Origin of the sequence: Adhaeribacter arboris (genome assembly GCF_003023845.1) — a bacterium.
Lineage (GTDB): Bacteria > Bacteroidota > Bacteroidia > Cytophagales > Hymenobacteraceae > Adhaeribacter > Adhaeribacter arboris.
In genome coordinates this window covers 5,838,959-5,853,166 of record NZ_PYFT01000001.1, presented here as the reverse complement: position 1 = coordinate 5,853,166, position 14,208 = coordinate 5,838,959, and the positions used below count along the sequence as shown (strand labels likewise).

The window sequence follows — 14,208 nt, the reverse complement described above, 5'->3', positions numbered from 1 at the left end:
GCACTGCTCCGTAGCATTTATTCAACTCAACAACTTTAAAATCAGAGAAATTAGATTCAGTAGTACTTGCTAGTTATTGGCCTTTTGCAGATGTTTGACAATAGGACATGATACCGCATCTTGCTTAGTACTAATACTAATGAAATTTGATCTTTTACTCCGATGACTAGAAAAGCATTTGATTTCGTAAACCGGTTTAAGTTTTTATTCTTCCTGTCTCTGGTTGTAATAATGGGTAAAGACCAAGTCTTTGCCCAGCAAACGTACACGGCTTTTACGGGAGCTACTATTATTGACGGTAGCGGGAAAAAGCCGATTCCAAACGGAGTGCTGCTCTTAAAAAATGGACGGGTAATGGCGATAGGAACTAAAGAAAAAACTACCATTCCTAAAAACACTACTATCCGGAATGTTGCCGGCAAAACTATTATTCCCGGCTTTATTAATGCGCACGGCCACGTGGGCGATGTAAAAGGCATCGACCCAGGTCATTATTCCACTCAGAACATTATAGATAATTTATCCATTTATGCCCGCTACGGCATTACCACCGTAATTAGCCTGGGTGGCGACCAGCAAGAAGCGGAACCCCTTCGGGCTATGAACGACACTATCTCTACTCAAAGAGCCCGTTTATTTATTGCCGGCGAAGTAATAACCGGTAAAACACCCGAGGAAGCAATTGCCGTAGTCGATCGCAACCACCAGATGGGCGTAGATTTTATGAAGATTCGGGTAGATGACCAATTGGGAACAGCCCCTAAAATGCCGGAAGAAATTTACCGGGCAGTAATTAAACGATCGCATGAGTTGGGCTACAAAATTGCCACGCACATGTACTCCCTGGCTGATGCGAAAAAATTATTGGCGGCCGGATCGGATATGCTGGCCCACAGCGTGAGAGACCAGCCGGTGGATGAAGCATTTATTCAGCTTATGAAAAAGAGAAAAGTAAGTTACTGTCCTACTCTTACCCGCGAACTCTCCACTTTTGTTTATGCAGAAACCCCGGAATTCTTTTCCGATCCTTTTTTCACCCGGGAATACGATAGTGAAATTATTCAACCCTTAAAAGATCCTAACCGCCAACAGCAAATGCGGAATAGTAAAAGCGCCAATGCTTACAAACAGCAACTTCCCACCGCTACGGCTAATTTAAAAACCTTAAGCGACCAGGGAGTTCCGATTGTTTTTGGGACGGATAGCGGGATATCTACCCGGTTCATGGGTTACTTTGAACACATGGAAATGGAAATGATGGCGAAGGCGGGCCTTACGCCCATGCAGATTATTGTGTCGGCGACCAAAAATGCCGCCGAATACATGGGTTTGAAAGATTTAGGCACATTAATTCCCGGTCACTGGGCAGATTTTGTAGTTCTAGAGGCAAATCCCTTAGCGGATATAAAGAATGCAAGAAAGATTTCCGGGGTGTATATTAGTGGTAAAGAAGTAAAAAAATAATGGAATTAGTGCTTCGAGCAATTAAAAATTATGCATTATGAATTAGAAATGAAGGCAAAATACTTTCACCTGTTACTCCCTTAAAGATTTTTTCTAAAAACTAATTTGGTAACACACCCTATTTGATTTCTCTTCAGAGTAAACTAAACGGGTAAAGCTTAATCCAATGCTTGTATACCGGCTCGTGCTTGCGGAAAAATAATTCTTTAGTTTAAAATCAGGTTATCGGTTTCAATTAATAACGGCTCTATCGAACTTGCTTTGGGCAGCACAATTATAAAAGTGCTGCCCTGGCCTTCCTGGCTTTCTACCTGAATGCGACCTTGTACACTTTCCATTAATTCTTTACAAAGCATTAAACCTAAACCCGATCCTTTTTCATTTAAAGTGCCTAAAGTGGTAAATCTATCTTCGGTAAAAAGTCGGGATAAGTTTTTTGCGGAAATTCCTTTACCGGTATCGCTAATTAAAATATTTACCTGATTTTCTTGTTCCTCGGCTTCAATTTTTACCAGTCCGCCCGTAGAGGTAAACTTAATTGCATTCTGAATTAGATTCCGGATCACAAAATTTAACCGTTCCTTATCGGTATGGATGAACGTATTTTCTGGGACAGCATTTACTAAAAGTATTCCTTTTTGCTCGGCACTAGCGGTTAGTAGTTGCAGGTTGTCGGCCACTACCGGCTGAACCGAAACGGATTTTAGTACGACATTAGAGCCAGACAACTGCGATTTAGACCATAATAATAAACTTTCCATCATTTCCAGGGAATGATCCATTTCTTTGCTGAGCACCGTAAAAAGCATCGTAAGGTCTTCCTGCGATAAGTTCTGGGTATTTATTAAATTTAAAATACCTTTTATAGAACCGAAAGGCGCCCGTAAATCATGCGATATAATGGAGAAAACCCGGGTTTTAAAGCCGTTATGGCTTTCGAGCAGCGCATTCTGTTTTTGTAAGATTTGAGACTGAGAAAATAAAGTGGCTTTTTGTTGTTTAATCTCTTTGTTTTGCGCCACCATCTGGTGGTTAGCTTCCCTTAACTGCTCCGAAGAAGCTTTAAAGCGCTGCCGGCTCCGGAAGGCAACCAACAAAAGAACCGATAACAAGAACATAATCGCGGCGCTAAACCCCAGAGTTGCCTGTTGTTTTTTAATTTTGAGCACCTGGCTTTCCTTTTCGGCTAGTGACTTTTTCTGCTGCAACTCCAGAATGTGCTTTTCTTGTTCCGCCGTAATTTCAGCGGCTTTTATTTTTTGATGCTCCAGGTTTAATAAGCTATCCTGTTTATTAACGGTTTTCAGGTACTCATAAGCTTCCTTATAATTTCCCTGTTTGGCATAAAAGTTCTGCAATAGTATCGCCGCATCTCTAATTTTTTTACTCGATTCTGTTTTCTGAGCCAAACTATAACTTTCACGGGCATATTCCAGCGCTTTATCTTTGTTACCCAGCAAATGGTAAATTTGAGCAGCACTCCCCAAGGTACCTGACAAAAGTATTTTATTATGAAGCGTTTGATTAATCTTTAATGATTCGAAAAGATAAGGTAGGCCCTGCTCCGGGTGCGGTAAATAAACGTGCACATGCCCCATGTTATGTAAACTGATAGCCAGACTACGGCTTTGGTTTAGTTGCCGCTGCATGGCGGCCGCTTTAGAAAAATAGCGAAGGGCTTTGGTGTATTCTTTTTTGTCTTCGTACAGATTACCCAGATTATTGTAAACTTTACTTAAGCCTACCGAGTCATTCGTTTTTAAAGCTAAATTTCTGGCCTTTTCGTAATAGGCAAAAGCTCTATGCGCATCTCTAATTTTATGATACATTACTCCTAAAGAAGTATAGGAAGCAATTATAACGGAGGTATCTTGTGCCCGCAGAGCTAAGTCTAGCGAATTAAAATGGCAATCTAAAGCTTGATCATACTCTCCTAATACCAGGTTGGCATGCCCCAACAAGGTTAAAGCTTCTGCCTGCCCGCTTTTCAGATGAAATTGTTTAGCTAATCTTACTGCTGCCTCCGCATGTTTTTTAGATTTTTTTATATCGGATAGTTGGTATTGCTTGCTTAGCTTACAATGCAGGTCTACCGTTTGGGCCGGAATTTGGCTTTTACCTAGCAGGGTTAATAAGCTATCCGGATTGTATTGAGCCCGAAGAAGTACGGGTAAAAGTAAAAGACAGAGTAAAACTTTTTTCATAAACTAAGCATTTTACCAGCTAATATTTCTCAAGAATAATGGTTAAGAGACATGTAAAAAATGAAAAACATTCCGGAAGATTTAATTATTCGTATCTCTACCTTGCCTCCCGCTATAATTATACTCTGTCCTAAATAAAATTTAATTACTTATTCGGTAATAAGACACCGGGCTTCTGTAAACTATCCCGAAGATTAAAGGGCAATTCAATACCCTAAATACCTAGCAAGCTGAATTTAGAGCATTTATCTTTGTTACTCTTCAACCGCATACCCTAGCTTTTTATTTCCTGAAAAATTTAGTAAAGAATAATGTTCACCTTTAAAAATTAGTATTACTCTTTTACTTACCGGCTTACATTACGCTAGCTTCTTCCTGTTTTTGGAGTGAAAATTAAATTAGTAGCTATCTTTTTTGAACCGGTTACAGACAATATTTAGAAAGGATTTGGAGTTAGATGTAAGATATCAAATTAAAAAAGACGAAAATCAGGCTTCCGGAAAGAAAAATACAACGGACAGATTTCTTGGATTTTAGTGTAACCAGAAAGTCAAACAAATAGCATTTAATTTAGAAGTAGATATAAGTAGGGCGGAGTTTTAAATTTTATTAACCGAGAGGAAACTTTCACCCCGGACAAAGCATTAACCCAGCAATTTTAAACCTATAACAAAAACATGCCATTTATCTTTAATCCTTTGTTTCATTTAGCTCTAGGTATTACGGGTATTGTAAGTACAGGAGTATTAGTAAAAGATATTTTATCCATTAGAAAACAACTGCTCATTGAAACCGGCAAAATCAAGATGAATAAGTCTAAAATTAAATAGGTAAGGCTTACGTTTTATGCGGTTACCGCAATAATTTTTAAAACCTAACCAGAAACAGGGGCAGACCGGGTCTTTACCTTTTTTATAAACTCTAATTTTTCGGGAAACAATTCTTTTATCAAGCCTTTGAGATTGGCAAATTTCTTTTATTTGATTCCGGCCGGATAAAGCCACTTCTTTCCATTTATTTTTCCTAAAAAAAGCCTTAAAATCCATTATTTATTTCAAAATATTTCTTTTTTGTACGCTTAACTCTTTTTGATAAATCATTTTTATTCAGAAGCAGAATTTAACTTAAAAGATAGAGCCTGTTATAAGTAAATGCGTATTTTTATATAGTTTACTATAGAACTATATGAAACAAAATCAAGCACTTACACTTGCCGGCACGCACTTACGAAAAAATATTACTTTATTTCTTGCCTGCTCAAGTTTACTATTAACAGGTTGCCGCCGACCGTCGGGTTTTCCTGAAGGCGAATGGATAGACTTATCTTACGATTTATCTGCTCAAACAATTACCTGGCCTACTTCCGAACCTTTCCGGCTAGATACTGTTTCGGCGGGTATCACGGAAAAAGGATATTATTATTCCGCTTATAATTTTTGTGCTTCCGAACACGGTGGCACGCACCTTGATGCGCCCATCCATTTTGCCCAGAACCGAAAATCAGTTGATCAGCTTTCGTTAAACCAGCTAACCGGGCCTGCTATTAAGATTGATGTAAGCGGTCGGGCCGCCCAGAACCGCGATTATCAGGTGCGGGTGGCTGATATTTTGAACTGGGAAAAGGAGCACGGGCAAATTCCGGATAACAGTATGGTGCTGTTACAAACCGGCTATGGACAATACTGGCCGAATCCTTTAAAATATTTAGGAACCGAAAAGCGGGGAACAGCAGGGGTGCAAGCATTGCGTTTTCCCGGTCTGGCACCGGAAACGGCTGCCTGGTTAATAAAAAATCGCAGAATTAAAGCTATCGGAATTGATACCGCGAGTATAGATTACGGGCAATCGCAAGTCTATGGCAGCCACATAACCCTTATGCAGCAAGATATCCCGGCTTTCGAAAACGTAGCTAATTTAGAGAAAGTGCCGGTTATTGGGGCTCAAATAATTGCTTTGCCCATGAAGATCAAAGGGGGTAGTGGTGGCCCTTTGCGCATTGTTGCTTTTGTGCCAAATACTAGTCAGTCCGATTAGAAATTATAAATTAGAAATGAAGGTTAAATATTTTATTACATTGCAGCATTAATAGCACTTTCTCTGTAATTTATCCGTGCGTTAAATTTATTTCCTTACGGGCTTTTATAAAAAAATACCTAAAAGAGACTTTCTTCCTTCAGCCGGTTTTTTAAATTTTATTTGCGTTAAGCGTAGGATTTTGACTGGCATTAACCTGATACGTATAAATCTGGTTAGCTTGGTTTATTTCTACTATCCGGTACCCTTTATAAGCCGTTCCCCAGTTGCCGCCAAAGTGCGAATCAAAAAAATGCGGCAGCTTATCCGTATACCGCACATTATCCAACGAATGGTCGTGGCCATGAAATACTGCTTTAATATTGGGGTAAGCGTGCAACAGGCGCAAGGTTTCCGGACAATTTAAAAATGTTTTATCGTCTTCCGGCAGCCATTGGTGGGGAGCAATGTGCAACACCACAAATACAATGCTCTTGGTTTTAAAAGCATCAAGGGCATTTTTCAGGAAAGTATTATTTGGACATACATATTCGCCTTTTGGGGTGGCGGTATTCGCCAGGACAAAACCAATATCGCCCTTCTCAAACGAGTAATTATCTTCGTAACCAAAAACACTTTTCCATATAGCTGCATCGGCAAAGTCGTGGTTACCGGGTAGGGCATAAAAAGAGCAAGGTAAGGTATCCAGGTATTTTGTTTTTACTGTTTTTAATAAATCCGGACGGTCATGCACCAGATCGCCGTTTACAATTACAAAATCCAGGTGGTTTTGCTGGTGGTCTTTCGTTAGCCATTTAATCAAATCCGCGTAAAACACGTCCGATTCCGTTTTAGGCTGTGCGTAATGCCCATCCGAAGCAACGGCAAAACGAAGTTTAAACTTTCCTTTTTGAGTAAATAAACCAGCAGAAGAATTTTCCGCAAAGGTGTTTACGGCAGGTAGTAAAGTAAGTCCCGTTACTCCCTTAATAGTTTTTTCCAGAAATTGTCGGCGGTTACTCATAATCTTATCTTTTCCCAAAGATAAAAAGGCAATGTTACGTTTACATTAATTTGTTTTAACTAAGGCAGGTTAATAGTAGGTGATAAGGGCAAGCAAAGAATTGCCCGCCAACGGTTTTCCCCAGAAAGTAAATTTATCCTTTGGGCCATGCTACCACCAGTAATTCAGTAGCCACCGTGTTAGCTTATTTGTTTCCGGATGATGCCGCTTACTTTATGAAAAAAGCCCAGGAATGCGCGGAACCGCGTTTTAAAGGTGGAATTCATTTCCGGACAGATAATACTGTTGGCCTTGATTTAGGAAGCAAAGTGGGAAATGCCGTGGTAATGCGGGCTAAAACCAACGGCGCTGACCGGGCGAACCAGCCGTAATCCGGCAAAACAGAAGGTATTACAATTTACCAGCACTTACTTACTTCGGCGGAATAGCTTTTAAATTGCAATTTTCGCGGCGCATGGTGTAGGCTAGGTTTACAATTTTCCAGCCTTGGGGCGAACGATACAGCTGAAACACGTCGACACCGCAATGGCTAAATTTTTCGGCGTTAAAAAATGCGTACTCGCACCAGTACGAAGCCAGGTCGCCATCGAGTTGTACCTGGCCGTTCCAGGAACGCTCGTCGAGGGTTTGGGCGGGCCGCGACGCGAGCATGCCTAAAAATTGTTTGCCAGAGGTTTCGCGGGTGGCGGTAACTCCCTCCGGATTTTTCGAGAGAATAATAATGCGCAGATTAGGAGCCATTACCGAGCGAGCCCGCGTGGTATCACTGGCCCGCATGCTATCAAATAAGGTTTGAACGGCCGCTTCTACTGCTTTTTTATCGGCGGCTACATCCGGGCTTGATTTTGTTTGTGCCCGCAGAGGAGCAGTTGCCCCAATCAGAAATAAAAGAACGGCGAAATATTTCATTGGTAAAAGCTTTTAAAAAGTAAAACGTATCTAAAAGTTTGCCTGAACGAGTGATGAAAGATAAACAAATACCTGAAATTACCTGGGCTTATCCGCTTTCTTTACAAACTGCTTACGCTTTTATCATCGTTAAGAAAAAATTTAAAATTTAAGTCATTTAAAGTCTTGTTTTGCTTGATTTTAACCAATAATTCCGGGCAACTCCGGCAACTTATTTAGCGCAAAAACGAAAAAATAAAAATGGCTGTCTGCACCAAATATTTTCTTTGAATACAAAAAAATCCGCTTCAATAAAGATACATGTAATATGAAAAACAAGGAGCTTTTTGACGAAACCGTTAAGATACTGGTAAACGCTTACCTGAACAACTCATTGGTGCAGGGCAATTGCCACGCCTGCGCGGTAGGCAATATTATCGCGGCCAAAATGGCAATAAAATACGACCGGAACTTAAAATGGATGGGGCAACAGGTTGCCTGGCCGCAGGTTTTTGTAACGGTAAGCTTTGAGATTGCCCAGGTAAGACGGCCGTGGAACCTTACCGGCGCAGCTAAAGCCCAAATTACGGCTACCGGCTACTCCTGGCAGGAACTGGCCCAGATAGAATACGCCTTTGAACGGGCACCCTGGTCTAAAACGCCGGAGGAACGCATGTTTAACGGCTTAATGGCCGTAGTAGAGGTATTAAGCCAAATTCACGAAATGGATGAAAATACCAAATCTGCTACTAAAGGATTATTCCTGAAAGACTAAGTAGGTATTAGTTACTGGTTATTAGTTTTTTTTTGGCTAGTACGAACAAAAGAGTTTTTCTTTACCAATTGCTATAAATTTCTAGTAAGGCAATTTCAAATAAAATAATGTTAATACGTTCCTGCACCAGTTTCAATCCTGCAATAAGTTTTGCCATTGGCTCCAGAAAACGTAGAGGCTCATTCCGGCCATTACAATAACTATTAAAATTCCGAAAATAGTGAGCCAAATTGGCTGGCGGTAAGTACCTACTACATTTTTCCGGTAGGCCGCCATTAAAATAGTACTTAAAGTAATTGGTAAAATAAAACCGTTCAGGGCGCCAGCCAAAATCAACAGGGTTACGGGTTTGCCAATCGAAATAAAAATAAACGTGGAGACCACAATAAAGCCGATAATAACTTTGTTTTCGTGCCGGGGAACGACCGGGTGAAAAGATTTAATAAAGGAAACCGAGGTATAAGCCGAACCAATAACCGAAGTAATAGCGGCCGCAAACATGACCACTCCAAAAAGCTTATACCCGAAATTTCCGGCGGCCAAGGCAAAAACCGAGGCGGGCGGATTAGTTGCATCAATGAGCAAACCTTGCGTAACCACGCCCAGAGAAGCTAAAAACAATAAAATCCGGATAAGAGAAGCAACGGTTATTCCCGAGATGGCACTGATTTTAACCTGGGATAAAGCAGCTGTTCCTTTTAAACCGGCATCTAATAACCGATGCCCGCCCGCAAAAGTAATATAGCCCCCTACCGTTCCTCCTACTAAGGTAATAATAGCCGTTAAATCAAATTTATCGGGAGCAAAGGATTTCACGAAGGCTTCCTCAACGGGCGGATGTGCCGTAAGAACTACGTACAAGATTAAAAGAATCATCAGTATGCCTAGAATTTGAGCAAACAGGTCCATGACTTTACCTGCTTCTTTCCCCAGGAAAATACCGATAGCCAAACCCGCCGATAAAATTGCTCCCCATTCTGCCGAAATGCCGAGTAACACCTGTAATCCCAAACCAGCGCCGGCTACATTCCCGATGTTAAAAGCCAGTCCACCCACCACAATTAAAAGAGAAATAAAAGTACCCAAACCCGGTAACACGGCATTGGCAATATCCTGCGCTCGCTTTTCCGCAACCGCAATCACGCGCCAAATATTTAATTGTACGCCAATATCGATAATGATGGAGGCCAAAATAACAAAACCAAAACTAGCGCCCAGAGATTGGGTAAAAACCGTGGTTTGGGTTAAAAAACCAGGTCCTACCGCCGAGGTTGCCATTAAAAAAGCCGCTCCCAGGAGCACGCTCCAATTACTTGCCGGCTTCATGCAATTCTACTGCTGTTGGCCGCCCGAATAGCTATATTCTCCTGTTGCAGCGTTTCGTTAATCTTTCGGGCAAAAGTTACGGCGTGCTTTCCATCTCCGTGAATGCAAATGGTATCGGCTTTAATCGGAATAATGCTGCCATCCTGCACCCGGACGGTATTATCTTTCACCATTTGCACTACCTGATTTAAAGCCTGTTGTTCATCGGTAATAAGCGCATCGGGTTGTCGCCGCGACGTTAAGGTTCCATTTGCTTGGTACGTTCGGTCGGCGAAAACTTCGTTAGCCGTTTGCAAACCAATGTTTTGTCCGGCTTGCACTAGGGCGCTTCCGGCTAAACCGTATAAAAAAACTTCTGGGTTAACTCTATAAATGGCTTCGGCAATAGCTTGGGCTAGAGGCAGATTTACGGCCGCCATGTTGTAAAGAGCGCCGTGGGGTTTTACGTGGTGCAAGGTGCCTCCGGCGGCTTTTATGAACCCCGCCAAGGCCCCTACCTGGTAAATCACCATGTCGTACACTTCTTCGGGGGTAACGGCTACTTCACGGCGTCCAAACCCTCCTAAATCCGGTAAGCCCGGGTGGGCACCAATGGCTACCTCTTGCTGCAACGCTACGTTTACGGTTTTCTTCATTACAGCCGGGTCGCCGGCATGAAATCCGCAGGCAATATTTACGGAACTCACAAAGGGTAAAATAGCTTCGTCGTTACCGAGTTGGTAGGCGCCAAAGCTTTCTCCCATATCACAGTTTAAATCCACGGATAAAGTTTGGCTCATTTAGAGTTTATTTTAAAGTGTTGTATTGCGATTCCTTTTCTCTGTGGAGGCAAGTTAAAGAGTTATGGATAATTTAAAAATATTACTACGTAGCCGTTTTTCTTTTGAAAGATTGCATCTTTCCAGGTTGAGGTGCTACTATAATTTATCGGTTCTTGTTAGCTCCTGGCCGCGGGGCCTCGTTTGGGCAGTCGGGCGGTCGCTCTTCCTTTCCTCGTTGCGCTGCGGAATGTTGCTGCGCAACACCGGAAACGCTAAAGGCCCTCCTTGCCCAAACTGATGTAATTTGTTCTTTGCTACTGTTTATCTTAGTTTCCTGCTGTTAGTTTATACTTTTAGTTTTTTTACTAACGAGGTCAATTCTATTAAAGGTGGAAGCTCTACGTACTTTTAGAAAGGAACTTCTAAAAAAGGTTAGTAGAAAATACTTTACTCATCCTATCCTTGGACCGAACTGAAACCAATTTTAAATTATACTTCCATTTGCTCTCATATTTGAGTTTCATAAGAGATTGATTAAACAACATCCACCAAAAAGCCACTTCGAGCCCGTAGATAAGCTTAAATAATAATACGGTGGGAAATTTAACCCTTAGAAAGTATGGGACAAATGTTACAGTAAGCTAAATAAGGCCTTCACTTTGGCAAAATGGTAATAAAATTTAAGAAAAAACTGATCCCATAAAGGCAGAAAGTCAGATAATATAAATTCTACTATAGAACTATTACAGAATTATTCATCCATATTTTGAAACAAAGGCCAACTCGTAATAAGGAAAAGTAAGATAAATGGTAGCAAAGAATAAATTACGTCAGTTTGGGCAGTGAGGGCCTTTAGCGTTTCCGGTGTTGCGCAGCGCAGCGAGGAAAGGAAGAGCGACCGCCCTCACATTTGAGTTTCATAAGAGATTGATTAAACAACATCCACCAAAAAGCCACTTCGAGCCCGTAGATAAGCTTAAATAATAATACGGTGGGAAATTTAACCCTTAGAAAGTATGGGACAAATGTTACAGTAAGCTAAATAAGGCCTTCACTTTGGCAAAATGGTAATAAAATTTAAGAAAAAACTGATCCCATAAAGGCAGAAAGTCAGATAATATAAATTCTACTATAGAACTATTACAGAATTATTCATCCATATTTTGAAACAAAGGCCAACTCGTAATAAGGAAAAGTAAGATAAATGGTAGCAAAGAATAAATTACGTCAGTTTGGGCAGTGAGGGCCTTTAGCGTTTCCGGTGTTGCGCAGCGCAGCGAGGAAAGGAAGAGCGACCGCCCTCACTGCCCAAACGGGGCCCCGCGGCCAAGAGCCAACAAGGACCGTTAAATCGCATTAGACCCCAATCTTGAAAGATGCAATCTTTCAAAAGATGAACGGCTAAATTCTTCTAAACAAAGCAAGAAATAAAATTTAAAACCTAATCTTATACCCAATAGCCTGTTTAATTTCCTGAATATTCTTTTCCTGTTTAATATAATGATATTGCGCTTCTTCCAGTGAAATTTCCCGAAAACGGATTTTCTGCCCTAAAGGAACCTGGGCTAATTTCGAAAAATCAGCGGTGATAACCTGGCCGATACGGGGGTAACCGCCGGTAGTCTGGTGGTCGGCGAGCAAGGCAATGGGGTGCCCTTCGGGGGAACCTGAATCGTACCAAAAGTTACCGCACTGGAAATCATTTCTTTTGGCTCCTGTAATAACAAAGGCACTCCCTGCAGGCGATACCCCATCCGGTCGGAATCGGTAGTAACCGTAAATTCCTGTTCCCAGAAGGCCTGCTGACTGGCTGGGGTAAACAATTGAAACTCCGGCCCTTTAATTGCCCGCAAAGTAGGGCTCTGTTCCAGGTGCGGGAAAAGCAGGGGGATTGGCGTCCAGGAAGCTTGTGTCCATTCTGATTTAGGTTTATTTTTAAGTAAATTTCCTAACAACTTTTCTCCGGTAACCGTGGGACCCGGACCCGGCAAAAAGTCACCGGCCTGGAGAAATCGCCCTTTAAAGCCACCTACCTCGGCTCTTAAAAAAGTAGCATAACTGCCTAACACCTTGGGTAAAGTAAAGCTGCCGGAAATAGCCAGGTAAGCCCTGCTGCCCAAGCCTGGCGCCCCAAATTGCAGCAAACTGCCTTGCGGTACAAAAATGGGGCGGTTCATTTTTACTTTTTCGCCGTTAATCGTCGGCGAGAGATCCCCCCCGGTAATGGCAATAAGATGGTCGGCTTCGAACAAAATTTTGGGCCCTAGGAAAGTAATTTCAATGGCCGCCGCCCCTTCTTCGTTTCCTACGAGCAAGTTGGCAACCCGTAGGGCAAAAGCATCCATGGGACCGCTCACAATAATACCTTCTTTCTGGTACCCGTACCGTCCCACATCCTGAATAGTAGTGAGTAAACCCGAACTAATAATTTTAATGCCCATTTGCCACGGCCTTTTTTTTCTCGAATTGCTTTTCGGTAATAGCCACAAACCGGATCACATCGCCGGCCTGCAATAAGCTGGGCTGGTCGCGGTGCGGATTAAACAGCAATAGGGGTGTCCGGCCAATTAATTGCCAACCACCCGGACTTTGAATAGGATACACGCCGGTTTGTTTACCCGCAATACCCACCGAACCTGCCGGCACCTTGGCCCGGGGCTTGTCTTTGCGGGGCGCCGCTATTTCGGGCGCCATGCCCCCCAGGTACGGAAAGCCGGGCGCAAAACCAATCATGTACACCAGGTAAGTCGTTTGGGTATGCAGGGCAATAACTTCTTTGGGTTTTAGGCCGTGTAAGTTGGCCACATATTCCAGATCGGGACCATATTTGCCGCCGTAACACACCGGAATCTCTACTGCTTTGGGGGCTGGTTCCTCCGGATTAACTTTTACGTGTGCCCGCATTTCCGTTAAATAAGCCGCAACGGTGTGGTAAGGATTTTGGAGCCCTTGTTGGCTAACTACCCATGGATCGTAATAAACGGTTAAAGTAGTAAAGGCCGGCACGTATTCCACCAGGCCCGGAAAAGGATGCTGGTCCAGGTAAGTAGTAAACGCCTGAATATACCCGTGAATTAATCGGTTAATGTGATCGCCAAATTCCAGAACAAGCGCCGCATCTCCCAAAGGATAAAAGTTTATTGCCGGCATTTCTCCTGGTACCATCGGGTTTTCCATGCAGTAAAGTTAAATTTTTGTTATTACGGATTTACGGAAAAATATTTTGCCGGAAATAATCCTTAATCTTAAGAATAAAGTTTTTATAATCAGCTTATATGAAATGAAGATTTTTGTTATACTCATTTTTTCTGTTGTTCTGTGGAAAGATTACATCTTTCCAGTTTTCGGTGCCAATGGTCAGTTACGGTCCGTGCGTGCCTCCTGGCCGGCGGGCCCCGTTTGGGCAGTCGGGCGGTCTAAGCTTGTTTTCCTCCTGACGTCGGAATGCTTCGCACCACAACCTTAGAAGGCCCTTCTCGCCCAAACGGATGTAGTTTGTTCTTGGCTATTGTTCTTTTTAACCTTTCTTAGTTGTAAATATGCGGCAAGCTGTTTTTTGTTATTACGGTGAAAATGCCCTGTCTTCAGCACTTTTCCATTTGAAGGTTTTACTTGCCCTGTTCTCCAAACACTATTCGTAGTTCTTTCTAGATAATAACAGGATAATAATTACATAATGAACCTTACTGATCTAAAATAAACGAGTAGCAAGAAGTTAAGCAAAACGGTAACTATGAAGAAACTACATTCGTT

11 protein-coding genes and 1 pseudogene are annotated in these 14,208 nt (G+C 42.2%); 5 read left to right on the top strand and 7 right to left on the bottom strand.

The genetic code is table 11. The features are described 5' to 3' along the window. The first annotated feature begins 162 nt into the window (after positions 1 to 162). A complete protein-coding gene (locus AHMF7605_RS23770) occupies positions 163 to 1,464 on the top strand; it encodes an amidohydrolase family protein (protein ID WP_106932470.1) in 1,302 nt (433 codons plus the stop codon). A 206-nt stretch (positions 1,465 to 1,670) separates the two neighbouring features. Here AHMF7605_RS23770 and AHMF7605_RS23765 read toward each other — a convergent pair whose 3' ends face one another. After that, a complete protein-coding gene (locus AHMF7605_RS23765) occupies positions 1,671 to 3,668 on the bottom strand; it encodes an ATP-binding protein (protein WP_106932469.1) in 1,998 nt (665 codons plus the stop codon). A 677-nt stretch (positions 3,669 to 4,345) separates the two neighbouring features. Here AHMF7605_RS23765 and AHMF7605_RS29940 point away from each other — a divergent pair. After that, positions 4,346 to 4,498 carry a hypothetical protein gene (locus AHMF7605_RS29940; RefSeq protein ID WP_158267604.1) on the top strand — a complete coding sequence of 51 codons (153 nt, stop codon included), beginning with the start codon at positions 4,346 to 4,348 and terminating at the stop codon, positions 4,496 to 4,498. A 355-nt stretch (positions 4,499 to 4,853) separates the two neighbouring features. Then, entirely contained in the window at positions 4,854 to 5,702 is an 849-nt protein-coding gene (locus AHMF7605_RS23755; RefSeq protein ID WP_106932467.1) for a cyclase family protein, read from the top strand. A gap of 151 nt (positions 5,703 to 5,853) precedes the next feature. Here AHMF7605_RS23755 and AHMF7605_RS23750 read toward each other — a convergent pair whose 3' ends face one another. Then, positions 5,854 to 6,705 (bottom strand): metallophosphoesterase family protein, encoded by an 852-nt coding sequence (locus AHMF7605_RS23750; RefSeq protein ID WP_106932466.1) that lies wholly within the window; start codon positions 6,703 to 6,705, stop codon positions 5,854 to 5,856. Positions 6,706 to 6,845: 140 nt separating this feature from the next. Here AHMF7605_RS23750 and AHMF7605_RS23745 point away from each other — a divergent pair, with 140 nt between their 5' ends. Beyond that, positions 6,846 to 7,076: a phosphatase PAP2 family protein gene (locus AHMF7605_RS23745; protein ID WP_106932465.1), complete on the top strand. Its 231-nt coding sequence runs from the start codon at positions 6,846 to 6,848 to the stop codon at positions 7,074 to 7,076. 40 nt (positions 7,077 to 7,116) lie between these two features. Here AHMF7605_RS23745 and AHMF7605_RS23740 read toward each other — a convergent pair whose 3' ends face one another. Then, positions 7,117 to 7,614, bottom strand: a complete 498-nt coding sequence (locus AHMF7605_RS23740) for a nuclear transport factor 2 family protein (protein WP_106932464.1) — start codon at positions 7,612 to 7,614, stop codon at positions 7,117 to 7,119. A 307-nt stretch (positions 7,615 to 7,921) separates the two neighbouring features. Between AHMF7605_RS23740 and AHMF7605_RS23735 the strand changes: the two genes are divergently transcribed. Then, positions 7,922 to 8,368, top strand: coding sequence for a hypothetical protein (locus AHMF7605_RS23735; RefSeq protein WP_106932463.1), 447 nt, complete (start codon positions 7,922 to 7,924; stop codon positions 8,366 to 8,368). A gap of 132 nt (positions 8,369 to 8,500) precedes the next feature. Here AHMF7605_RS23735 and AHMF7605_RS23730 read toward each other — a convergent pair whose 3' ends face one another. The 4 genes and pseudogenes from AHMF7605_RS23730 to pxpB all read right to left on the bottom strand — a co-directional run bounded on the left by AHMF7605_RS23730 (position 8,501) and on the right by pxpB (position 13,632). Further along, a complete protein-coding gene (locus AHMF7605_RS23730; protein ID WP_106932462.1) occupies positions 8,501 to 9,694 on the bottom strand; it encodes an NRAMP family divalent metal transporter in 1,194 nt (397 codons plus the stop codon). Further along, on the bottom strand, positions 9,691 to 10,473 hold the full coding sequence (gene pxpA / locus AHMF7605_RS23725) for a 5-oxoprolinase subunit PxpA (protein ID WP_106932461.1): 783 nt from the start codon (positions 10,471 to 10,473) through the stop codon (positions 9,691 to 9,693). Before pxpA ends, AHMF7605_RS23730 begins: the two co-directional genes overlap by 4 nt. A gap of 1,416 nt (positions 10,474 to 11,889) precedes the next feature. Beyond that, positions 11,890 to 12,896 (bottom strand): annotated as a pseudogene (locus AHMF7605_RS23720) (5-oxoprolinase subunit C family protein). Next, complete coding sequence (gene pxpB, locus AHMF7605_RS23715) at positions 12,886 to 13,632, bottom strand: 5-oxoprolinase subunit PxpB (RefSeq protein ID WP_233219238.1); 747 nt, start codon at positions 13,630 to 13,632, stop codon at positions 12,886 to 12,888. The pseudogene AHMF7605_RS23720 and the gene pxpB overlap by 11 nt, the downstream one beginning before the upstream one ends. Positions 13,633 to 14,208: the final 576 nt, after the last annotated feature.